This window comes from Cellvibrio sp. QJXJ (assembly GCF_024452345.1).
Classification (GTDB): Bacteria; Pseudomonadota; Gammaproteobacteria; order Pseudomonadales; family Cellvibrionaceae; genus Cellvibrio.
This window is the reverse complement of the sequence record NZ_CP101662.1, coordinates 2,968,382-2,991,474: the sequence shown is the minus strand read 5'-3', so window position 1 is coordinate 2,991,474 and position 23,093 is coordinate 2,968,382. Positions and strand designations below refer to the sequence as shown.

At 52.2% G+C, this 23,093-nt stretch carries 16 protein-coding genes and 1 pseudogene; 12 read left to right on the top strand and 5 right to left on the bottom strand.

Translation table 11 applies throughout. From position 1 onward, the window contains the following. Positions 1–5: 5 nt before the first annotated feature. The 5 genes from NNX04_RS13050 (at position 6) to NNX04_RS13025 (ending at position 6,927) form a co-directional block, all read left to right on the top strand. Entirely contained in the window at positions 6–440 is a 435-nt protein-coding gene (locus tag NNX04_RS13050; RefSeq protein ID WP_261946046.1) for a type II toxin-antitoxin system RatA family toxin, read from the top strand. Between the two features lie 28 nt (positions 441–468). Further along, complete coding sequence (locus tag NNX04_RS13045; protein ID WP_261946045.1) at positions 469–816, top strand: RnfH family protein; 348 nt, start codon at positions 469–471, stop codon at positions 814–816. 122 nt (positions 817–938) lie between these two features. Continuing rightward, entirely contained in the window at positions 939–4,895 is a 3,957-nt protein-coding gene (locus tag NNX04_RS13040) for a PAS domain S-box protein (RefSeq protein ID WP_261946044.1), read from the top strand. Next, a complete protein-coding gene (locus NNX04_RS13030) occupies positions 4,892–6,523 on the top strand; it encodes a GAF domain-containing sensor histidine kinase (protein WP_151054799.1) in 1,632 nt (543 codons plus the stop codon). Before NNX04_RS13040 ends, NNX04_RS13030 begins: the two co-directional genes overlap by 4 nt. A gap of 20 nt (positions 6,524–6,543) precedes the next feature. Next, positions 6,544–6,927 (top strand): response regulator, encoded by a 384-nt coding sequence (locus tag NNX04_RS13025; protein WP_007639606.1) that lies wholly within the window; start codon positions 6,544–6,546, stop codon positions 6,925–6,927. Positions 6,928–6,944: 17 nt separating this feature from the next. On the opposite strand, the gene NNX04_RS13020 is transcribed toward NNX04_RS13025, so the two are convergent. Continuing rightward, positions 6,945–8,168, bottom strand: a complete 1,224-nt coding sequence (locus NNX04_RS13020; protein ID WP_261946043.1) for an HD-GYP domain-containing protein — start codon at positions 8,166–8,168, stop codon at positions 6,945–6,947. Positions 8,169–8,431: 263 nt separating this feature from the next. Between NNX04_RS13020 and NNX04_RS13015 the strand changes: the two genes are divergently transcribed. Beyond that, entirely contained in the window at positions 8,432–10,087 is a 1,656-nt protein-coding gene (locus tag NNX04_RS13015; RefSeq protein WP_261946042.1) for a diguanylate cyclase, read from the top strand. A 149-nt stretch (positions 10,088–10,236) separates the two neighbouring features. Here the strand turns inward: NNX04_RS13015 and bamE are convergent, their stop codons facing one another. Further along, positions 10,237–10,692: an outer membrane protein assembly factor BamE gene (gene bamE / locus NNX04_RS13010; protein ID WP_007639610.1), complete on the bottom strand. Its 456-nt coding sequence runs from the start codon at positions 10,690–10,692 to the stop codon at positions 10,237–10,239. Positions 10,693–10,770: 78 nt separating this feature from the next. On the opposite strand from bamE, the gene fur reads away from it, so the two are divergent. Beyond that, a complete protein-coding gene (gene fur, locus NNX04_RS13005) occupies positions 10,771–11,184 on the top strand; it encodes a ferric iron uptake transcriptional regulator (protein ID WP_007639611.1) in 414 nt (137 codons plus the stop codon). A 100-nt stretch (positions 11,185–11,284) separates the two neighbouring features. Here the strand turns inward: fur and recN are convergent, their stop codons facing one another. Next, the gene (gene recN, locus NNX04_RS13000) at positions 11,285–12,952 is read right to left on the bottom strand and encodes a DNA repair protein RecN (RefSeq protein ID WP_151054793.1); all 1,668 of its coding nucleotides are present in this window, start codon (positions 12,950–12,952) and stop codon (positions 11,285–11,287) included. Between the two features lie 139 nt (positions 12,953–13,091). After that, a pseudogene (locus NNX04_RS12995) lies at positions 13,092–14,647 on the bottom strand (methyl-accepting chemotaxis protein). 500 nt (positions 14,648–15,147) lie between these two features. Between NNX04_RS12995 and grpE the strand changes: the two are divergent. The 4 genes from grpE to NNX04_RS12975 all read left to right on the top strand — a co-directional run bounded on the left by grpE (position 15,148) and on the right by NNX04_RS12975 (position 19,997). Beyond that, positions 15,148–15,720 carry a nucleotide exchange factor GrpE gene (gene grpE, locus NNX04_RS12990; RefSeq protein ID WP_007639614.1) on the top strand — a complete coding sequence of 191 codons (573 nt, stop codon included), beginning with the start codon at positions 15,148–15,150 and terminating at the stop codon, positions 15,718–15,720. A 232-nt stretch (positions 15,721–15,952) separates the two neighbouring features. Continuing rightward, positions 15,953–17,884, top strand: a complete 1,932-nt coding sequence (dnaK, locus tag NNX04_RS12985) for a molecular chaperone DnaK (protein ID WP_151054789.1) — start codon at positions 15,953–15,955, stop codon at positions 17,882–17,884. Positions 17,885–18,004: 120 nt separating this feature from the next. Then, positions 18,005–19,126: a molecular chaperone DnaJ gene (gene dnaJ, locus NNX04_RS12980; RefSeq protein WP_151054787.1), complete on the top strand. Its 1,122-nt coding sequence runs from the start codon at positions 18,005–18,007 to the stop codon at positions 19,124–19,126. Positions 19,127–19,175: 49 nt separating this feature from the next. Further along, complete coding sequence (locus NNX04_RS12975; RefSeq protein ID WP_261946041.1) at positions 19,176–19,997, top strand: CPBP family intramembrane glutamic endopeptidase; 822 nt, start codon at positions 19,176–19,178, stop codon at positions 19,995–19,997. Between the two features lie 128 nt (positions 19,998–20,125). Here the strand turns inward: NNX04_RS12975 and NNX04_RS12970 are convergent, their stop codons facing one another. Then, complete coding sequence (locus NNX04_RS12970) at positions 20,126–21,058, bottom strand: TlpA family protein disulfide reductase (protein ID WP_261946040.1); 933 nt, start codon at positions 21,056–21,058, stop codon at positions 20,126–20,128. Positions 21,059–21,360: 302 nt separating this feature from the next. Between NNX04_RS12970 and NNX04_RS12965 the strand changes: the two genes are divergently transcribed. Further along, positions 21,361–22,848: an OmpA family protein gene (locus NNX04_RS12965; RefSeq protein ID WP_261946039.1), complete on the top strand. Its 1,488-nt coding sequence runs from the start codon at positions 21,361–21,363 to the stop codon at positions 22,846–22,848. The last annotated feature ends 245 nt before the right edge of the window (positions 22,849–23,093 follow it).

Genomic DNA, 23,093 nt, shown 5'->3' with positions numbered 1-23,093 from the left:
ACGCCGTGGTGCATAAAGTAGAGCGAAGCGCGCTGGTGAATTATTCGGCGCAACAGATGTTTGACCTGATCAACGATATCGAAGCCTATCCGCAGTTTATGGATGGCTGTGTGGGTGCCAAAATTCTCGCCCGCGGCGATGACTGGCTGGAGGCGCGGTTGGAGTTAAGCAAGGCTGGCGTCAGCCAGAGTTTTGTGACCCGCAACCAATTGCAGCCACCGCTGTGCATGACGCTCTCGCTGGTGGATGGCCCGTTTAAATTCCTCACCGGCGCCTGGCGCTTTACCCCCTTGGGGGATAAGGCTTGCAAGGTGTCGCTCAGTTTGGAGTTTGAGCTGGGCAACCGCTTGCTGGGGCTGGCGGCGGGCAAATTATTTGAGGCCGTGAGCAATAGACAGGTGGATTCCTTGTGTGCGCGCGCCAAACATATCTATCAATAAACCCATAGCAACAGTGGACTGAGTAACCATGGCCGATTTTGACCTTATCACTGTGGAAGTGGCTTACGCGCTGCCCCACAAACAGAAAATTATTGCCCTGCTGGTCGAGCCGGGCACCACCGCGCTGGAGGCCGTGCAGCGCTCTAAAATCATCGACCACTTTCCCGAGCTGGATCTCGCCAGTGCCAAACTGGGCATTTTTGGCCAGTCGCTCGGCACCAAGGGGCTGGATACTGCCGACAAGCACATATTGCATGCCGGCGACCGGGTGGAAATTTATCGCCCACTGGCGTCTGACCCGAAAGAGGCGCGCCGCAAACGTGCGGAAAAGACGGCAGCGGCGAGTGATGAAAGCGCCGCGGCGGTGGATGAATAAACCCCCCGCCAGCCCGCTCGGGCTGGCGTTATACAACCCTTCGCGTTAAACCTGCTTCACAAAAAATTTGCACTACACTGGGGTAATGCGCTGTCCGCACATTTTTATCCCAGAGACTCTTCATGCCCTTGATTCGCAAAGGTTGGTATTCATGGCTACCCTGGCTTGCTGCCTTGGGGTTGGCTTTGGCCTTTGGCGGATTTATGCGTGCCGACCTGCACCACCATGAACAGGTTTGGCAAGAGCGGATCCAGCTGTGGACCCAGCGCCATCAGGATCGGGTGGATAGCCATAGCCGCGACATGACCCAGCAGGCCATGCTGCTTGCCCAGCTTATTGTGCGCGACACCTCGGTGCTCAATTTACTGCGCGACGCCCAGCAACAGTTTGTCGCCGGACAAGGGCGTATGGCGGCGCCACAGACCCGCGCCGCGCAAGTTCGCTTGCGTCAACAGCTGGATGATTACTGGCAGGGTATGCGCGATTTGGGCGTGCAGCGACTATCCATCTATGTGGCGCCAGGCGCCGTCAGTTTTTTGCGTATGCATTTGCCCGAGCGCGCCGGCGACAGCGTCAGTGCGGTGCGCCCGCTTATCATCCAGGCGTTCAGCTCCGGCCTGCCGGTGTGGGGCACCGAAATTTCCCGCAGTGGCAGCGGCCCGAGTGCTGCCATTCCCATCATGGCCAACAGCGATCAAAGCGGCGAGGTGATTGCCGTGGTGGAAGTGGGTATGGCACCACTGGCGGCTGCCGACAATCGCCCCGGTGGCATCCAAATGGCCAGCTTCCTGCAAAAAGATGCGGTTGAACAACTGCTGTGGGATAGCGCCCGGCAGAGCCTGCACAAAACCAACCCGACGGCGGTGGACAACTGGCGGCTGGAAAGTACCAACAATGCCCAACTGCACGACTGGTGGAATCGCGGCAAGGTAGCGATTAATCGCCAGGGGCACTTGCTGCACAGCGATGACCAGGTGTACCTCACCTCCTGGATTGCACTGGGCCAACCCAACATCCTGCGCGAAAACGCGCCCATGGCGGTGCTGGTATGGCATGAAATTACCGGTGAGTACGCGGCTTATCAGGCCAGTGTGCGGCAGGTAGTGGCCAAGTGGGCGGCGGCACTGCTGTGCGCGCTGCTGCTGATGGTTGGTTTTATCCGCCTGCAGCGCAGTTACCTGTGCGAGGTTATTGCCGCCCACGCCGAGCAGTTGCAGGCGGAGCACCAACAGACCGAACAGGCGCGTCAGCGCTTGGCACTGGCGCTGCGCTCCAGCGACTCGGGCTTTTGGGAGTGGGACATAGTCAACGACCGCGCCCGCTTTTCCCCCGAGTGGCGCCAGCTCTGCGGTTTGGGGCCGGAAACGGCCAATTCGCTCGATCTGGATGAGTGGATGAGCCGGGTGCATCCAGCAGATAAGCGAGCCAGCTACAGCGATATCATCCGCCACATCAAGGGCGAAACGCCCATGTATGAAAACGAATACCGGCTCAAAATTCACGATGGCAGCTACAAGTGGATTCTCACCCGCGGCAAGGTGGTGGAGTGGCAACCCAACGGCAAGGCCGCGCTGGTAGTGGGTGTCTACACCGATATTACCGAGCGCAAAAATACCGAATTGATCAGCATTCGCCAGCAGGCGGCGCTGCACTCCCTCAATGAAATCGCCTCGCTCTCCGGGGTTGACCCGGATGCCCAGTTACAGCGCGCCCTCGCCTTGGGCGCCCGCTACCTAGGGCTCAGTTGCGCAGTGATCAGCGCCATTAACGGCAGCAGTTATCGCGTGCGGGTAGCCTTTACCGCGCAGAGCCAGCGCGACCCATTGCCCTTCAGCAATCGCTTGGCAGACCAGTATTGCAGCCTCACAGTGGCAAACCGCGATGTCGTGGCTGAGGACGATATGCCCACCAGTCAGTATCGCCAGCACGCGGCCTATCGCCTGACTCAGGTGGAGTCCTACATCGGCGCGCCGCTGTGGATCAATGGTGAAATCTGCGGCACTCTGGCGTTTAGCTCGCGCAAAACCCGCCATCACCAATACGACGGGCTGGATAAGGACTTTGTGCGCTTGCTCGCGCGCTGGATCAGCTCGGTGGTAGAGCGCTGGCAGCAGGACATAGACAAAAAAGTCATTATCGAACGCTTCCATAAACTGAGCGAACGCCTGCCCGGCTTTTTGTACCAGTACCAAATGCGCCCCGACGGCACCTCTTTTTTCCCCTATGCCAGCGCGGGCATCAAAAATCTTTTTAACATCGAGCCGGAGGATGTGTCGGCGTCGGCGGAGCGAATATTTCCGCTCATTCACCCGGAGGATGTGGGCTGGGTAGGCGAGACGATTTCCTTCTCGGCCAGCAAGTTGACGCCCTGGGTGTCCACGGTGCGCATCAACCACCCGACACGCGGCCTGATCTGGGCGCATTTTGAGTCCCTGCCGGAAAAGCTGGAGGACGGCGGGGTGCTGTGGAATGGTTATGTATCCGATGTCACCTCGCTTAAAGAGACCGAACTGCAGTTAAAAGAGACCAATGCCCTGCGCAAGGCGATCCTGGATGCGGCCAATATTGCGATTATTTCTACCGATACCCAGGGCTTTATCAAAACCTTCAACCTGGGTGCCGAGTTAATGCTCGGCTACCGCGCGGAAGAGGTAATCGACCAGCAGACCCCCGCGCTGTTTCATCTGGAGGCCGAAAATATCGCCTACGCCGCGCAACTGACGGCTGAGCTGGGGTACGCCGTGAAACCCGGTTTTGATGCCTTTGTCGCTAAGGCGCGCGAAGGCTTTGGCGATGAACGGGAGTGGACCTACGTGCGCAAAGACGGGGTTCGTTTTCCGGTGTTGTTGGCGGTCTCCGCACTGCGCGATGGCGAGGGCGATGTCACCGGTTTTTTGGGCATAGGGCGCGATATCAGTGAGATCAAACGTATCGACCAGATGAAAACCGAATTTATCTCCACCGTTAGCCATGAACTGCGCACGCCGCTGACCGCCATCAGTGGCGCCTTGGGAATCGTCGCTAACGGCCTGGCGGGCACAGTCCCGGAGCAGGCGCAGCGCATGATCCACATCGCCCACAGCAACTCCCACCGGCTGATTTATCTGGTTAACGACCTGCTGGATATGGAGAAACTGGTGGCGGGTAAAATGAACTTTGACATGCGCCCCCACAGCTTGCGCGCGCTAATCCTGCAAAGCATCGAAGAGAACACCGCCTTTGCCGAACAATATTCGGTCAGCTATGAACTGGTGGGGCGCGGCGATGCGCAGGTGACCGTGGATCAGCAGCGGTTATTGCAAGTGCTCGCCAATTACCTGTCCAACGCGGCCAAATTTTCCCCCGCCAAGGATGTAGTGACTATCCAGCTGGAGGCCAAGTTCGGACGGGTCAGGGTGAGAGTGAGCGACAAGGGGCCGGGTGTGAGCGAGGAGTTCCGCCCGCGCCTGTTCCAGAAGTTCTCCCAGGCTGACTCTTCCGATACCCGCCAAAAAGGCGGCACCGGTCTGGGGCTGGCCATTTGCAAAGAGATCATCGAGCGCATGGGGGGCAGCTTGGGGGTCGAGCCGGATGCAGGCCAAGGTGCCTGTTTTTATTTTGAACTACCCTGCGAGGACGCCACTCAAAAAGTACCTGCCTCGCGCGTCGAGCCGGTAAAAAACAAGCCGCATTTGTTGATCGTGGAGGATGATCAAGCCACCGCGGAAATCCTCAGTGCGCTCCTGCCCGGCGAGCATTACGACATAGATTGTGCGGCAACTGGCCAAGCGGCGCTGGAATTGCTGCAACTGCGCGACTATGACCTGATGACCCTGGATTTGAACCTGCCGGATATGGATGGCATCAACATAGTGCACCATGTGCGCGAGGCCGGGTTGCGGCAAGCGGAGAGCAACAAACCGCTGCCCATTATTATTGTCAGTGGCGATCTTGAACCAGCCAAGGCGCTGCTCAATGGCACGGGTGTGACGGAGGAGCTGTTCTGGCAGCCCAAACCCTTGTCGTACATTGAATTTGATACCTTGTTAAACCGGGTACTGGCGCGCGCCGACCAGAAAACTCCGGAGGACTCCCTATGAAAGCCGCCCTGCCAGGCAATGAATTAACCCGCCTCGCCCATTTGCATGCGCTCAATATTCTCGACACCGGTCGGGAGCAGAGCTTTGATGACCTTGCCCAGTTGGCCGCGATGATCTGCGAGGTGCCGATTGCACTGGTTAGCCTGATAGACCACGAGCGCCAATGGTTCAAAAGCTGTATTGGTCTGGATGTGACCGAAACCCCGCGCGATCTCGCCTTTTGCGCCCATGCCATTTTGCAGCCGGGCGACCTGTTGGTTGTGGAGGATGCAATCCGCGACCCGCGGTTTAGCGACAATCCGCTGGTCTTGGGCGAGCCGCATATCCGGTTTTATGCCGGCGCGCCGCTGGTATCGGAAGAGGGTTATGCCTTTGGCACCCTCTGTGTGATTGATACCACACCGCGCCGGTTCGGCTCCTCCCAGGCGATGGCCCTGAAACTGCTCGCCGGGCAAGTGATCCAGCTGCTGGAGCTGCGCGAGGCCAATCAGGCGCTGCAAGCATCGCAGCTGCAACTGCAGGAGCGCAGTGAACAACTCAATACCATCCTCAGTAACTTTCCCGGCGCGGTTTACCGCTGCCTCAACGATGCCCGCTGGACCATGCTCTACCTGAGCGACAAGGTGGAACAACTGACCGGCTATCCCTCAACGCGTTTTATGGGCGATGGTGCGTTAAGCATCTCCGACATCACCCATCCCGAGGATGTGCCTATGGTGTACCAGCAGGTACAGGAGGCGCTGAGGCAGCAGCAGGCCTTTCAGATTATCTACCGCCTGCGCGATGGCAATGGCGACTGGTGCTGGATCGAAGAGCTTGGCTGCGGTGTGTTTGATGCCAGTGGCGCGCTGAAATACATTGATGGTTTTATCTGGGACATCAGCGAACGCAAGCGTGCGGAACAGATCAAAAATGATTTTGTGTCCGCCGTGAGCCATGAGTTGCGCACCCCGCTGACCGCAATTTCCGGTTCACTCGGGTTAATTGTGGGCGGGATGTTGGGCGCGCCGCCGGAAAAAATGCAAAACATGCTGGTGATTGCGCACAAAAACGCGCTGCGCCTGACCCAGTTGATCAATGACCTGCTGGATATGGAAAAACTCATCGCCGGTAAAATGGGGTTCGATCTGGAGCGCCAGCCGCTGGTGCCCATCATTGAACAGTCACTGGAAACCAATAAAGCCTACGCCGACAGCTTTAATGTCAGCTTGCACCTGAGTGTCTGCGCCAATGAACAGGATGTGCCGCTAATGGTCTCGCTGGACGCCCACCGCCTGCAGCAGGTCATGGCCAATTTTATCTCCAACGCCGTCAAGTACTCTCCTCCCCAAGGGCGGGTGGAAATCCAGTTAATCCAGCTGCAAGGCGAGGTAAAAATTGCCGTAGTGGATCACGGCCCGGGTATTAGCGAGGAGTTTCGCGAGCGCTTGTTCCAGAAATTTACCCAAGCTGACTCTTCGGCCTCGCGCCAGCGCGGTGGCACCGGGTTGGGTTTGGCCATTAGCAAAACCTTTGTGGAGCGCATGCATGGCCGCATAGGCTTTGATTCCATACCGGGGCAGGGCGCTACCTTTTACGCTATCTTCCCGCTCGCCAACCGCGCTACCGATCTTGTACCCCATCACTAACCGTCAATCAGGTTCGATTTATGACACAGGAACTCAGCCGTATTTTGTATGTAGAGGATGACCCGGATATTCAAGCCATCGCGATGATGGTACTGGAGACAATTCATGGTTTTGTGATGGAAGCCTGCAGCTCCGGGGCGGAAGCCCTGCAAAAAGCGGTGGCCTTCAAGCCGGATTTGATTCTGCTGGATGTGATGATGCCGGGTATGGACGGCCCCGAAACCCTGAAGCACCTGCGTGCATTTCCGGAAATGGTGGCCGTACCGGTGGTGTTTATGACCGCCAAAGTGCAGCCGCAGGAGGTGCAGGGGTACCTGAATTTGGGCGCGCTGGGGGTGATCGCCAAACCCTTTGACCCCATGACTCTGGCGCAGCAGCTGGTCAGTATTTGGGAGAAGCGCTAGCGCTATTGGTGTGGGGGCTAGCCCAGGCCCGACCAGAGCATATCCAGATTTTTAAAGCCCCAGTCGTCGGGTGATTCGCGGCCGATGATTTTGTCTTTGCCCTTGAGGGCTGCCAGATCCAGGGTTTCCTGAATAATCGGCATTTTGGTTTTGGCGGAAAAAAACACTTTTACTGTGGGGTTGAGCAGCGAGTGCTCATTCTGTTCCACCACTACCGCCAGGCGGCCGCTTTCCAGTCGTACCAATGAACCCGTGGGGTAAATACCCACGGTTTTGACAAAGGCCTGAAACACCGCCTCATCAAAATGCCCCTTGCTCCACTCCGCCATTTTGCGAATCGAGTCTGCGGGTGCCCAGCCTTTTTTATAGGGGCGATTGGAGGTGATGGCATCATAGACATCGCAGACCGCACCCATCTTGGCAAACAGGCTGATGGTGTCGCCCTTCAGGCCGTGAGGGTAGCCGGTGCCGTCCATCTTTTCATGGTGATGCAGGCATACGTCCAGCACCATGGGGCTCACGTCGTAGTTTTCCATCAAAATACGTGCGCCCACTTCAGGGTGGGATTTGACCACCGAAAATTCGGCGTCGGTGAGTTTCCCTGGTTTATTGAGTACCTTCATGGGGATGCCCACTTTGCCCAAATCGTGCAACAGACCGGCAAAACCGGCTTCGCGCACCATCTCTTCGTCAATATTCAACTGGCGCGCCAGCGCAATCATCAACGCACAGACGGCTACCGAGTGCATGTAGGTGTATTCATCGGCATTTTTAAGGCGCGCGAGGCTGATCAGGGCGTGAGGTTGGCGCAGTACCGAGTTGGAAATTTCCTCCACCAGCGCACGCGCCTGTTCCACCTGAATGGCGCGGCCCATGCGCGCATCGCTGAACATTTCAATCACCGCTTCTTTGGCTTTGGCGCACAGTTTGGCGGCAGTCTGGATTTCCTCGTCGAGCGATAGCTTTTCGCCTACGGCGGCTTTATCTGCGCCCAGCAACAGCGCTTCTGCTTCCTGTGCTACTTCGGCTTCGGTCTTGGCTGCGGCGGCATCGCTGGCATCTATGCCCTGGCTGACATCAATCCACAGCTCCTTGATCCCGCTCGCCTGAATCGCGTGCAGGTCTTTTTCATCGTCCAGTAAAAAACGCGTTTTCCAAAAGGGATGCTCCATCCATGAACCGCAAAATTCACAGATAAACATACCGAGTTTGATGTCTTTTACGGCGATTCTTTTTAGCATGAAGCCCTGCAGTGGCTGGCAAAATGGATTATTAGTTGGTCGGAAGTGGGTGGCGCTAAGGCTAGTATAGACGCGCTTTGCTGTGATGCAGTTCCGGCTACCCAGATATTAAATTCAGCGCCGTAAATATCCCATTGGCGGACATTGGCTATTCGTGCGCAACACTTCTATTATTTGACAACTGGCGCCTGTCGTTGCGGGGCGTATCCCTTTTGCTGTTACAGAATCAGACACCAATGCAAACCATCGGGTACAGTTTTTCTATGGACAAAAAAACCGAAATCGCCGCGCGCCTTGAGGCTCTGCGCGCCGATTATGCGGCGCGGCTGCCCGCTGAAATCGCGCGCTTGCGCGAACTGGTAGCCCTGGCATTAGTGCCGGAAAGCCAAGCCGCCGCCCTGCAGGAATTGGGGCAAAAATTGCACAAATTGGCCGGCTCAGCGGGCAGTTTTGGCTTCCCTGACTTGGGTAAACAAGCCAAAAAACTGGAGCTACAGGTGTTGGACTGGGTAGCCGCGGGCACCGTAGACACTGGCATGCTGCGGGTATTTTCAGTGGCGGTGACAGCGCTGGGGGGCGAACTTCAAATAGCGCCTGCTAACAGTGTCGCGCTGCCACCACCGGCAACACCATCGGGGGCGGTCAGCTCGCTCATTTATGTACTGGAAGATGATCTGGATGTGGCCAATGAACTCTGCATCACCCTGCGCCATTTCGGCCATCAGGTAGAGCACTTTGGCACCATCGCAGCTGCCGAGGGCGAGATTTTGCGCCGCCCGCCGGATTTTATGATCTGCGATGTCATGTTCATTGATGAGGGGCGCGAAACCCCGGAGGCGATTGCCCGGTTACAGCACCAATTACCCGCCTCGGTGCCGGTGATTTTTGTCTCCAGTCGCACTGATTTTGACGCCTACCATGCCGCCGTGCGTGCCGGTGCGGTGGGTTATTTTGTGAAGCCACTGGATATCATCCGGCTGGTAGACTGCTTTGAAAATTATCTGGATCGCCACCGCAGTACCCCCTATCGCGTATTGATTATTGATGATGATCTCGCCCTCGCAGAGCACTATAAACTGGTGCTTGGCGGTGCCGATATTCGCGCCGAAGTGAGCAATAGCCCACGCGATATTTTTGCCTTGCTCAATGACTTTCACCCCGAACTGATTTTGCTCGATATCAATATGCCGGTTTGCAGCGGCATAGAACTGGCGCAGGTCATTCGCTTGAATCAGGATTGGCTGCGGGTTCCCATTACTTATTTATCCTCCGAGCAGGACGAACAAAAACGCGCGTTAGCCATGGGGCGCGCGGGCGACGATTTCCTCAGCAAACCGCTCAGCGATCTGGAATTGGTAACGGCAGTTTCCGTGCGCGCTGCGCGCAGCCGCCAGTTAAGCGATGCACTGGATCGCGACAGTTTGACCGGCTTACTGAAGCATTCGCGCATTAAAGAGCAGGTGGATATAGAGCTGAGCCGCGCCCAGCGCACCGGTGAAGCACTGAGCCTGGTGATGCTGGATTTGGATCATTTCAAACAAATCAACGACAGCTACGGTCATCCGGCAGGTGACAAAGTCATTAAAGCCATCGCCCATTTATTGCGCCAACGGCTGCGTAAAATGGATGCAGTGGGGCGTTACGGCGGTGAAGAATTTGTGGCGGTATTGCCGCGCTGCACCCGCGCTGAAGCGCATTTATTAATGGAAGATATCCGCAAACGTTTTCGCGACCTTACCTTTACGGTCGATCAAAAAATCTTTCACGTCACCCTGAGCGCGGGAGTGGCATCTTTTGAATCGGGTATAGAGCGCGCTGAGCAATTATTGCAAGAGGCCGATGCGGCGCTCTATCGCGCGAAAAGCGAGGGACGTAATCGCGTGTGCAGTTTGCGCGGGGCTGATGTGGCGCCGGTGTGAAGCGTAAATATTTACCAGAGCAAGCCAGTCCTGCAAAAACAACCCTCTAAAAACCACTACCCAAAAACAACAACGCCCGGAGATCCGGGCGTTAGTTTTTTAGGCGGTTGTTTTTGGGTAGTTATTTTTTGCCAGATACTTAAGTGTATTTATTCCAACTCTTCGGGATCGGGCAAATCTGGCGGTGTACTATCTTCTGTTGGCACCGGGACATCGCGCTGCATATCATCCAAATAACGCTTGGATTTTTCACCGCTCATGGGTGCTTTACCAGGCAGGAAATCGCCCTCGGTTTTTACCAGCTTATCGTTTTCAAAATAAACGGTGTAAAGGTATTGGGTAATTTCACCCTGTGAACCGCGACGTACACTGTAAGGGTAATCCCAGCGGTCATCGTTAAAGGTATTCGGCAGTAAAGTATTGCCGAGTACAAAGCGTACCTGGCGTTTGTTCATGCCCAGTTTTAATTGATCGACCATTTCCTGGGTAATGATGTGGCCCTGCTGAATGCCAACTTTATACACACCAGGAAAGCGGAAGCTGGAGCAGGCGGTGAGGCCCGCAATAAACACAAGGGCCAGAAATACACGGCTGGCTAATTTCATACTAGGGCTTCCACTAACGAAAATGAACGCGGATAATACCCGAACCACAGGAACACTGAGAAGGGTTTGGGGGAAATAATGGCAGACGGTAACCACGAACTGCGCAAAGCGGGTCTTAAAGTGACCTTGCCTCGTGTGAAAATTTTGCAAATGCTGGAGTCCTCTGAACAGCATCACATGAGCGCGGAAGATGTATATAAAGCGCTAATGGAGCAGGGCGACGATGTCGGTTTGGCAACTGTCTATCGGGTATTAACCCAATTTGAATCTGCCGGTTTGGTAGTGCGGCACAATTTCGATGGCGGCCACTCGGTATTTGAAGTGGCGCGCGGCGAACATCATGATCACATGGTGGATATAGATGCCGGCACCATCATTGAGTTCCATAATGATGAAATTGAGGCATTGCAAAAACGTATAGTGGCGGAATACGGCTACGAACTCACCGATCACAGTCTGGTGCTCTACGTGAGAAAAAAACGCCCATCCTGATAGTGAATGTTGTTAGTTGATTGGGTGGTTGAATAAAAGGGCGCAGTGCATAGCGCCCTTTTTTATTTGCTCACAGTTTGCTGATCGCTGGTTAATACCCTTAAAAACTCAGCATTTCACGAGCATGGGCGATGGATTGATCGGTAATTTTCAAGCCGCCCAGCATGCGTGCAATTTCCTCCACTTTGCTATCGCCCGCTAATTCCACCAGGGTGGATTCCGCGCTTTTTTTGCTCGCGGTTTTCACTACCTGCAAATGCTGGTGGCCCTTGCTTGCCACCTGCGCCAAGTGGGTTACACAAATCACTTGCCCGCGCTCACCCAGCTGACGCAATAGTTGGCCCACGACATCACCGGTGGCACCGCCGATGCCGACATCGACTTCATCGAATACCAGTGTGGGCGTCGCGGAGGTTTTGGCGGTAATCACCTGAATGGCGAGGCTGATGCGCGAGAGTTCCCCGCCCGAGGCAATTTTTGCCAGCGGGCGCGGCGCTTGGCCGGGGTTGGTGCTGATTAAAAACTCCACCTCTTCCAAACCATTGGGACCGGGTTTGTCGGTCAGTGGTAATAAGCTGATGGTGAGCTTGGCATTTTCCATCGCCAGTAATTTGAGTTGTTCATTAACCTGTTTGGCCAGTGTTGCGCCGGCTTTGGTGCGTTTGGCTGATAGCTGCTCGGCCAGTTGGCGATAGGCCTTTTCCGCCTGCTCCACTTGCTGCGCCAATTGATCCAGCTTGGCATCGCCGCCTTGCAGTTGTTCCAGTTCGGCGCTGAGTTTATCGATAAATGACGGTAGTGCTTCCGGCTGGATGCGGTGCTTGCGCGCTATGTCGTAAATTGCTGAGAGGCGGTCTTCCACCACCGTCAAACGCGCAGGATCGAGGTTGAAGGTATCGATATGGCGCTCAATTTCGTGCTGCGCTTCTTCCACTTGAATCTGCGCGCTGGTGAGTAACTCTTCGGCCGCCTGCAGTGCGGCGGATTTTTCCGGCAGGCTGCGCAAAATATGCAGTGCGCGATGCAGGTTTACGCTCAAACCCTGTTCGTCATCGCCACAAAACGCGGCGAGTTGCTGGCTGCCGCGCAAAATTTCTTCGGCGTTGGACAGGCTGCGCTGCTCCGCTTCGAGCTTGGCGAGTTCACCTTGCTGTAAACCCAGCTGTTCCAGTTCGTTAAATTGATAGCTAAGCAATTGGAAGCGTGCGCTCACATCGGCGGCGTTATCGCGCAGGTTAATAAAATGCTCTAACCGGCTGTGCCACTCGCGAAAGGCGAGGCGCACCTGTTTGGCTAATTCGGTTTGGCCGGCAAATTCATCCACCAGGCGGCGATGGGTATCTTTTACCAACAGCGATTGATGCTCATGTTGGCTGTGAATATCAATCAGCATTTCACCCAGCGCACGCAGTTGCTGCAGCGTCGCCGGTTGACCGTTGATATAGGCTTTGGATTTGCCATCGGCATTGATTACCCGGCGCAGCAAACACTCGTGCGGATTGTCGCTCTGCTGCAAATCGTGGCTTTGTAGCCACTCCTGTGCTGCGGGGATTTGGCTGGTATCAAAACTGGCGCAGATATCGGCGCGGCTGGCACCCGTGCGCACGCGCTCGCCATCGGCTTTATCACCCAGCGCCTGCCCGAGGGCATCGAGCATGATGGATTTACCCGCCCCCGTTTCGCCGGTAATCACGGTCATACCGGGTTTGATGTCCAGATCCAGTTGATCGACCAGCGTAAAGTTTTGGATATTCAGGTGAGTCAGCATCAGCGCCTCGCAAATCCGGCAGCGGCGATGAAGTGCGCCACTAAAAAAGCCAGACATTATGGTGAATAATTGTCTGGCTATATATACAGTATTTGCGCAGGCGGCGGCAAGTGGGGGGGCGATAAGTCGTTCCGGAATGCTAGAGGCGGAAACCTTCCAATTGGCGGCTCAGTTCGTCGGAGGCGTCGCGAATTTGTTGGGACGCCAGCAGCGTACCGCGCGCAGCATCTTTGGTGCCCAGCGATGACTGCTCGACCTGGCTTACATACTCCAGAATCAAACTGCTCGCCTGTACATGTTCGATGAGTGAGTTGCCAATGTGCGCGACCATCTTGGCGACTTCATCAGTCTCCTGCCGCACGCTCTCCACAATTTCACCGCCCTGACGGGTTTGGCCTATGCCATCTTTTAACTGCACCACCATGTCATCCATATTTTGTTTGGCGATGCGGCTGGAGTTCTGCACAGCGGTAATGGTCTCGCCAATTTCGCTGGTGGCTTGGGTGGTGCGCTGCGCGAGCTGGCGCACTTCGTCGGCCACTACCGCAAAACCGCGCCCTGTTCACCCGCGCGCGCCGCTTCAATCGCGGCGTTCAGTGCGAGCAAATTGGTTTGGTTGGCGACTTCGCTAATCACCGAAATCACTGCAGAAATGCTGTTAATCCGCGCCGCGAGGTCATCAATACTGGTTTGGGTTTGGGTCACGCTGTTGTCGATTTCAACAAAACTTTTTACCGCACTGGAAATCAATTTTTGCCCCTGGTTGGCGGTTTTGGAGGCGTGATCGGTTTGGGTAGTGGCAATTTTTGCCTGCTGCATGGCGTCCTTGGTTTGCAGATTAAATTCTTCTGCAGAAGACGCGATTTTAATGGTATTGGCGCTTTGGTCTTCAGCCATTGCGGTACTGGTTTCAGCTTTATGGACTATGTCATCGCTAATCGCGTGCAGGCGCGCGACCATGTGCGAAATGCTGCCGATCATCTCGCGCAAGGCATGGCGCATTTTCACTACCGAACCATAAATACTGTCCTCTGCTGCGCGACGTACATTGCGCTCGGTCAGGTCGCCGTTGGCAACGGCGCGCACCAGCGCCAGCACTTCTTTTAATTCCGCGCCCAAACCGTTATCAAGCTTGCGCGCAAACAGCACCACGGGAACCACAATAATCAGCATCACCAGTAAACAAATGGTCAGTTGCCATTTGGCGGTTTCCCAAAAGCGCGCGTTGACTTCGTTAAAACCAATGCCAGTGCCTACCACCCAATTCCAGCGCGGTGAAAGTTTGGCAATAGACAATTTATTTTCGATGGAGCCATCGGCCTGACGTTGGGTCCATTTATAGCGGGCTGTTTGACCGCGGGCTTTTTCCACCGCTTTTTGCAGGATCTCACCCACACTGCGGCCATTGCCATCCTTAAATTCATGGAAGCTGGTGCCGTGAATTTGCGGGTCGAGCGGTGCGGCGACAAAATTCAATTTTTCATCGGCGACATACACATACTCGGACTTGTGATAGATGTTGTTGCGCAGCAAATCCGTCGCGATTTTTTTGGCTTGCTCATCGCTTAGTTCGCCGCGCGCGGCCAGCTGTTCCATCTGGATCACCGTCGCATAGGTGCTATTCAGTAGCTGCTCCACACGCGCTTCATTATCCTGATTATTGGAATAGCGCAGGGTAAATAGCCCAATCAACATTATCCCCAGCAGGCCGAGCAGGATTTGGGCGGAGACAATCCAGATTTTGACGCGTAATGACATGGGGCCTCCGAAGGCGGCTAAGTTGTGATCAGATGGATTGACAGTAGCTGCATGAGACAACGTTGTCAATGGTGGTCGCAAGGTATTTTCAGGTGGCTGTGTTTTTTGGTGGGCCTTGGTTATTAAGGCGATGAAAAGGCGTCAAAAACCACATAAAAGTGGGGATATGCACAGAATCTGGGCGTAATAGACGATGATCAAAACAATGATTTGTGCGCCATGATGGTGCTTTAAGGGTGGCGTCAATTCTGGAAATCCGTAGTTAGGTTCAATTGCCGCCAGCAGGGGTGTGGCAAAAACTTCGCCGCACTTTGCTTGAATCTGCCCACCTCAGCCCCATATAGCCTGCACTGGACACCAACGCCTTTGCTGTGGCCATTATTGCGGAGCCTGCTCCATTGCCGAGAACTCCGCCCAACTGATCATTGGAGAACACTGTGTCAACTCAAGATTATTCCGATATTCAACAAGCAACCGAGCAGCAAGCGCAGGAAACTGCCGAGGCTCAAGGTCAACCCGAGGCCAATGCCGAGCTGAGTATTGAAACCCTGCAAGCGCAACTCGCCACTTTGGCTACGGCTTATGAGTCAGCCAAAGAGCAATCCCTGCGCGCGCAGGCGGATGCGCAAAATGCGCGTCGTCGCGCCGAGCAAGATGTGGAAAAAGCGCATAAGTTTGGTTTGGAAAAAATGGTCAACGACCTGCTGCCCGTAGTGGATAACCTGGAGCGTGCATTGGCGAGTATCGATCCGGCCAATGAAGCTTTTGCTGCGTTTATTGAAGGTATTCAGCTCACCCATAAATCCTTTGTGGATGCACTGCTCCGTCATCAAGTGGCGGTAGTGAACCCTGAAGGTGAACCTTTTGATCCAAATTTACATCAAGCGGTTTCTGCAGTTCCCAACCCTGACGTAGAGCCCAATACTGTGCTCAACTGCTTCCAAAAAGGTTACACCCTGCATGGTCGTTTAGTGCGTCCGGCGATGGTAGTCGTGTCCAAGGCACCTTGATTTTTTTTGGATATCCGCAGGAAGTGTAAGGATTTTTTTGGCGCTGCACTTGAATTCATCGCGTTGGCGCCAATATAGGAAACAACTACCGGCAAAAGCATAAATCCACGGCGATTGGTGCTGATCCAGCCAGTAAATAACCGACTTTTAAGTTAACAATTCGGCGCAGGTCACGCACATACCAGCCAGTGATCACGCGCCCGGCAACACATAGATTTTTAGGAGCAACACCATGGGCAAAATTATCGGCATCGACTTGGGTACTACCAACTCTTGCGTATCTGTACTCGAAGGCGGCAAACCAAAAGTGATCGAAAACGCCGAAGGCGATCGCACTACGCCGTCGATCATTGCGTTCACCAACGACGATGAAATTCTGGTGGGTCAATCTGCCAAGCGTCAATCAGTCACTAACCCGCACAATACCTTGTACGCGGTAAAGCGTTTGATCGGCCGTAAATTCAAAGACGATGTGGTGCAAAAAGACATCTCCATGGTGCCGTATAAAATTGTTGCAGCCGACAACGGCGATGCATGGGTAGAAGTGAAAGGCGATAAAAAAGCACCGCCACAAATTTCTGCTGAAGTGCTGAAGAAAATGAAAAAAACCGCTGAAGATTATCTCGGCGAAGCAGTGACCGAAGCGGTCATTACTGTTCCGGCTTACTTCAACGATTCACAGCGTCAAGCCACCAAAGATGCCGGTCGCATCGCGGGCCTGGATGTAAAACGTATTATCAACGAACCTACTGCTGCAGCACTGGCTTACGGTTTGGATAAAGGCGTGGGCGATCGCACCATCGCGGTATACGATCTGGGTGGCGGTACTTTTGATATTTCCATTATCGAAATTGCAGACGTAGATGGCGAACACCAATTCGAAGTGCTTTCAACCAACGGCGATACTTTCCTCGGCGGTGAAGACTTTGATATGCGCTTGATTGAATTCCTCGCGGAAACTTTCAAGAAAGATACCGGTATCGATTTGCACAACGATCCACTGGCGCTGCAACGCTTAAAAGAAGCAGCAGAGAAAGCCAAAATTGAATTGTCATCCAGTCAGCAAACTGAAGTGAACCTGCCTTACATCACTGCTGATGCAACCGGTCCAAAACACTTGGTGGTCAAACTGACTCGCGCCAAGTTGGAATCGCTGGTGGAAGATTTGGTCACTCGCTCCATGGAGCCAGTAAAACAAGCGATTAAAGATTCCGGTAAATCGCTGAGCGAAATTGATGACGTGATTTTGGTAGGCGGTCAAACCCGTATGCCATTGGTACAAAAAGCCGTTGCGGATTTCTTTGGCAAAGAAGCACGTAAAGATGTAAACCCGGATGAAGCGGTAGCCATCGGTGCGGCAATTCAAGGTTCAGTATTGTCAGGCGATACCACCAACGTATTGTTGTTGGACGTGACCCCATTGACGCTCGGTATTGAAACCATGGGTGGTGTTGCGACTCCGTTGATCGACAAAAACACCACGATTCCTACCAAGAAATCGCAAATTTTCTCGACTGCGGATGACAACCAAACGGCTGTGACTATTCACGTAGTACAAGGTGAGCGTAAACAAGCGTCGCAAAATAAATCACTGGGTCGTTTTGACCTCAGCGATATTCCACCAGCGCAACGCGGTATGCCACAAATTGAAGTGACTTTCGATATCGACGCCAACGGTATTTTGAATGTAAGCGCGAAAGACAAGGCCACTGGTAAAGAGCAATCCATCGTGATCAAAGCCTCTTCCGGTTTGAGCGACGATGAAATCCAGAAAATGATTAAAGACGCAGAAGCCAACGCTGATGCTGACCGCAAGTTTGCCGAAGTAGTTGCAGCGCGTAACACCTTGGAAGGTTTGATTCACGCTACAGAAAAAACCTTGAAGGATGCTGGTGACAAAGCGACTGCTGATGAAAAATCTGCTATCGAAGCAGCACTGACTGAAGGTCGCGATGCGGCTAAGTCGGAAGATCTGGCGAAAATCGAAGCGGCAACTACCAAGTTGACCGAGGCTTCAGGTTCACTCGCGCAAAAGCTTTACGCCGAGCAGCAAGCTGCAGGTGCTAACGCTGGTGCCGGTGCGCAACAAGCAGGCGGCAACAAAGCGGCAGATGACGGTGTCGTAGATGCTGAATTCGAAGAAGTGAAAGAAGACAATAAATAAGTTTTCGATCACTGATCAGGAAGTAACAAAAACAAATGCGGGCTTGCCCGCATTTGTCATGTAAGAAGCAAATGAATTATTAACTGAAATGCAAAAGACATTTCTACTATCGGTGTAACCATGGCAAAACGCGATTACTACGAAGTGCTCGGCGTCAAAAAAGATGTAGACGCAGCAGAATTGAAAAAAGCTTACCGTCGTGTGGCGATGAAATTTCACCCGGACAGAAATCCGGATGACCCCTCTGCGGAAGAAAAATTCAAAGAAGCCAATGAGGCCTACGAAGTACTTTCCGATGACAATAAGCGCGCAGCCTATGACCGGTTTGGTCACGCTGGTGTGGATGGTCAGTCAGGCATGGGCGGCGGTGGCGGTGCTGGCTTTAACAATTTCAGCGATATTTTTGGCGATGTGTTCGGCGATATTTTTGGTGGCGGCGGGCGTGGTGGTCGCGGCGGCCCGGCGCGCGGCTCCGATTTACGCTACAACCTTGAACTGAGTTTGGAAGAAGCGGTAAAAGGCACCAGCGTACAAATTAAAGTGCCCACGCTCGTTAGCTGTAAAGTGTGTGACGGCTCCGGTGCAAAACCCGGCAGCAAACCTGTTACCTGTTCCACTTGTGGCGGCCATGGCCAGGTGCGTATGCAGCAGGGCTTTTTCTCAGTGCAACAAACCTGCCCCACCTGTCGTGGTCGCGGCACTATTATTTCTGATCCATGCAAGCCTTGCCACGGTCAGGGTCGTGTAGAAGAAACCAAAACCTTGTCGGTAAAAGTACCGCCGGGTGTTGATACGGGTGATCGTATTCGTTTGTCCGGTGAAGGCGAAGCCGGTGCCGATGGTGGACCCAGTGGCGACCTGTACGTGCAGGTAAATGTACGCGAGCACAATATATTTAAACGCGACGGCGCCGACCTGTACTGCGAGGTCCCCATCGATTTTGTCGATGCTGCATTGGGTGGTGAATTAGAAGTTCCAACACTGGATGGTCGCGTAAAATTAAAAGTTCCACCTGAAACCCAAACCGGCAAACTTTTCAAATTGCGCGGTAAAGGTGTAACGCCAGTGCGCGGTGGTGGAGTGGGTGACTTGCTCTGCCGTGTTGTAGTAGAAACACCGGTGAATCTCACAAGCAAACAAAAAGATTTACTCAAAGAATTCCAAACGACCATGAAAGGCGGGAAATACTCGCCCAAACAGTCGAGTTGGTTCGATGGGGTTAAGAAGTTTTTTAATGAATAAATAGATTATTAAAATGAAAAGCCGATTCGAGAGAATCGGCTTTTTTATTGTGAGCAAGAAGAAAATTATCGTGAATAAAAAAGAATTGATAGCGGGTGTCCTGCTCGCGCTTGTTGTTGCAGTTTTGGTTATTGTGGGTTGGATGCCTTGGGTCAATATGATTGGCCTGGCAGGTGTTGTTTGCCTTGCCATGTTTTTTCGGAAAGAGGCGTTAAATCGCTGGATAAAAGTTGGCGTCTTTATATTGTTGGTGCCACTGGTGTTTTTTGTGGCGACCTATCGCCCGGAAGGGTTTTCTTATCCACTATTATTGTCGCTCGCACATGAAGCCGGTTCTGAACCACGCTTTGAGATGTTTGTAAATTTTTCCAAGCTATTGGTTGGTCTGTGTTTGTTGTTTTTACTTTGGCCCAGATTGCGTAACTGCGAATTTGTGGCTTCACCATTATGGCAATTTTTAATTGCACTGCTTGCGCCAGCGCTGATTGTGGCGATTGCTATCCCGGTCTTGGATTTGCGTTTTCAGCCAAAAGCAATAGAACACATGGTGTTATTTGCGCTGGTCAATTTGTTTGTTATCGCTTTGGCAGAAGAGGCATTTATGCGCCTGTTACTACAGCAGTCGTTGTGCAATGCTGTGGCCGGTATGACGACTAACCGCTGGGTACAAGAATTATTACCTTTGTTGCTGGTAACAGTAATTTTTGTAGCAATACATGTGGGTTTGAGTGGTGCTGCTATTTGGATTTATGCGCTAGCGGGATTTTTATATGGGTTGAGTTATACCTTGAGTAAAAATATCCTTTACCCGATTACTATTCATTTTCTGGTAAACCAAATCCATTTTTCGCTATTGACCTATCCGCTATAGATAGTGATGGTCGCACAGGCCCAAATAGTTAAATGCTAAGAATCGTTTTCTGGGTTCAACTGTTGTAAATAGAAAAGCGCAACCGGATAAAGGGGCGCTTTTTTATTTAGTAATTTTAATCCCTATCCTTAATGTGTAGCTAGCGCGGCCTTAATCACTTGCAGTGGCTTCTCACTGCCGTCAAATTCGGTAATGCGGGCGATTTCATTGCCGTCTTTCAACACAATCACTGTGGGATAACCTGTGGCTTTAAAGCGGCGGAATTGTTCGTTGTTTTTGTCCACGCTGACATTATAAGGAAGTGAGAATTTTTTACTGTAATCATTCACATCCGTCTGCTCTGTCCATAAATGAGTGACATAGGCAGATAGTTGTAGCTTTGGTGTTGAACGATAAAGTTTATCAATAATTTTCAGGGCATTGATGCAATTGCTGCTCAGTTCAGGATGTATGTCTTTCATGTACCAATCACACCAGGTTGCCGAAAAATACATTACCGCAGCACCTTTAGGTAAGGATGTTTTGGCAACAGAGCTGATTTCTACTGTTGCATCTGCAGGTGTTGCTGCCGTTTTGGAGTTGCTTGCGAGCTTGGCTAATTGATCGGCGAGTTGTTCGTCGTCTGTGTAGGTAGTGTAAACCACGTCTCCTTGGTTATTAATCAATACATGAAAAGGTGTTCCTTTAAATTCAAAGTTTCCTGCAATGGTGCCATTGTTATCCATTAATATTGGGATAGTGAGTTTATTTTTTTGTTGCAGCGAACGAATTGTTTCATCGGTTTCGTTGATATTTAAATTCACGGCAAAGATGGCAATTTTATCGTTGTATTGTTGATAGGTTCTCTCAAGGCTTGGTAGCTCGCGGCGGCAATCCAGGCACCAGGTTGCCCAGAATTTCAGATAGATCGGTTTTTTCCCGATTAATGCCTGCAGTGAAACGGGTTGCTTCTCAAATGTTTGATATTCCGTTTCAAAATTCAGTGGTTTGGCCTGTACCCAGGGAGCAATTAATACAAATATTGTAACTAGCAGTGAACGGAATAACTGATTTGGTTGCATGTGATAAGTTCCATAGGGGGGGTATCTTTACTATGACTGTTTCCAGGTTCAATGAATTGTATTTTTGCGACATTTGATGCAGTCGCCTGACCTCTGCCCGTGATTGTATGGCGAATAGATTGTACTAAGGGATACGTTGCTGTTTCACGCTAATAAAGCTGATATTAGTTTAAGCATATTACACCCGCATCAAATTTGTGATCTGTATTCACTGCGTGTTAAGCGCCCAGTATTAATCTTGCCTATTTTCTGTCATAGAGATACCTGTCAATATCACACTAAAAATTAACCAAGGAGTTGTTATGTTTTCTCGTACACTGTCGCTGTTATCACACCCTGTTGTGCTTTCTTTTGCACTAATAAGCTCACCGTTGTATGCGAGTTACGATCAAGATCATCCGCTGTTTGCGGCTTATCCCAATGCGGATCTTGAGCAGGCAAAAATGTATGACTATGAAAAATACACCTTCCCGATTTCTATAGTGGATGTCAGCAAAGAACCGTACTCCTTTACCCGGTTGGATGTGGTGGGCGATTTGTATTTGCACAATTATGAAATTGAAAATGTTTCATCGCTCAAGGTGTATGAAAATTACATTGTTGCTGCCAAACAGGCGGGCTTTAAACCGCTGTTTTCTTGTGCGCTAGAGGCTTGTGGCGATGAAGATCAGGCGGCGGCACTAGGTACCGCGATTGCGGTAAGGGGCAGTGTCTACAACAATTACCACAACCCCTATTATTGGATTGGTGAAAAAGAATCACCGAAAGGCAAAGTTATAGCTGCTTGGTTTTTTGGCGCTTATGAAGATATGGTCAGTGTGCAGCAGGTGATACTTGAGACCGAGCCACTGGAAACAGGTTTGGTAAAAGTAGACGCTGCTTACGCCGGGCAGGCGGCAGCGCCAACCAGTACCGAGCCTTTGTCGGCAGATGAAAAGGCGAAAGATAATGAGATGTTGCCGCGCTATCCCGGCGCAAAAATTTCACAACATAAAAAAATGGATACGGAAGTTGTAACAATTCCTTATGCAATCAATGCAACAGAAAAAACGCCACTGCAATTAACCGGCGATTTAACCCGTCACACTTACACTATCGAAAATGTTTCGACCTTAAAGGTCTATGAAAATTATAAAAATGCCTTAACCAGCGCTGGTTTTGCGTTTATTTCGCAGTGCGAATTAACGCAGTGCGGCAACGAAAAACAAAGTAGTCAGCTGGGTGAGGCATTGGCCATCTCTGGGAGTGTTTACAATTGGTATCGCAACTCCTATTACTTATTGGCTAAAAAATCCTTGCCGACCGGCAATGTGTATATCGCTTTATTTATTGGTGCTTATGAATCACAAGTGGGTGTACAGCAAGTGATTGTGCAAGAAAAAGCGGTAGAAACAGGTTTAGTGAATGTAAATGCCGATAGTTTGAAGCAACAGCTTGATGCTGAAGGTAAAGCGCTGATTTATGGTATTTATTTTGATACCGGCAAGGCAGATATTAAAGCGGAATCCAAGCCCACTCTGGATGCGATTGCAGAACTGTTAAAGCGCAATCCGGATTTGCTGCTCTACGTCGTTGGCCATACCGATGACACGGGCGATGGTGCCTCCAATGTCACGCTCTCCGGGCAGCGCGCTAATGAGGTGGTTGCCAGGCTGGTAAAAGATTATCAAGTCGCTGCCGCGCGCCTGCAGGCACAGGGTGTTGGCCCTTATGCGCCCGCCAGTAGCAATACCAGTGATGCGGGGAAGCAAAAAAATCGCCGCGTTGAATTGGTTAAACGCTTGCGCTGATCAGCCTGTGCTTTCAGTGGGGTGCTACTGCTTAACCGGCTAGTTATGCAAAAAGTATCTTTTAAAAATATTTTTTTATAACGGTCGGTTCAGTTTTGAGTGGTTTTGTTAACCGCTGGTCTCATGGCGACACCTAAAATCAGTTCTTGTAAAAAAGTTCACTGTTATCGGCAAAGGTTCCAGTTAATATGAAGAGCCATTGGGCAAGCGCGTTGCATCGGCTAAAAGAAGTGGGTTGCTGCAGC

Coding starts and splice junctions, on each gene's coding strand:
- fur (WP_007639611.1), top strand. CDS start 10,771: ATGGCAGACGGTAACCACGAACTGCGCAAAGCGGGTCTTAAAGTGACC.
- NNX04_RS12970 (WP_261946040.1), bottom strand. CDS start 21,058: ATGCAACCAAATCAGTTATTCCGTTCACTGCTAGTTACAATATTTGTA.
- NNX04_RS13020 (WP_261946043.1), bottom strand. CDS start 8,168: ATGCTAAAAAGAATCGCCGTAAAAGACATCAAACTCGGTATGTTTATC.
- dnaK (WP_151054789.1), top strand. CDS start 15,953: ATGGGCAAAATTATCGGCATCGACTTGGGTACTACCAACTCTTGCGTA.
- NNX04_RS13025 (WP_007639606.1), top strand. CDS start 6,544: ATGACACAGGAACTCAGCCGTATTTTGTATGTAGAGGATGACCCGGAT.
- dnaJ (WP_151054787.1), top strand. CDS start 18,005: ATGGCAAAACGCGATTACTACGAAGTGCTCGGCGTCAAAAAAGATGTA.
- NNX04_RS13030 (WP_151054799.1), top strand. CDS start 4,892: ATGAAAGCCGCCCTGCCAGGCAATGAATTAACCCGCCTCGCCCATTTG.
- bamE (WP_007639610.1), bottom strand. CDS start 10,692: ATGAAATTAGCCAGCCGTGTATTTCTGGCCCTTGTGTTTATTGCGGGC.
- NNX04_RS13015 (WP_261946042.1), top strand. CDS start 8,432: ATGGACAAAAAAACCGAAATCGCCGCGCGCCTTGAGGCTCTGCGCGCC.
- NNX04_RS13040 (WP_261946044.1), top strand. CDS start 939: ATGCCCTTGATTCGCAAAGGTTGGTATTCATGGCTACCCTGGCTTGCT.
- NNX04_RS13045 (WP_261946045.1), top strand. CDS start 469: ATGGCCGATTTTGACCTTATCACTGTGGAAGTGGCTTACGCGCTGCCC.
- NNX04_RS12965 (WP_261946039.1), top strand. CDS start 21,361: ATGTTTTCTCGTACACTGTCGCTGTTATCACACCCTGTTGTGCTTTCT.
- recN (WP_151054793.1), bottom strand. CDS start 12,952: ATGCTGACTCACCTGAATATCCAAAACTTTACGCTGGTCGATCAACTG.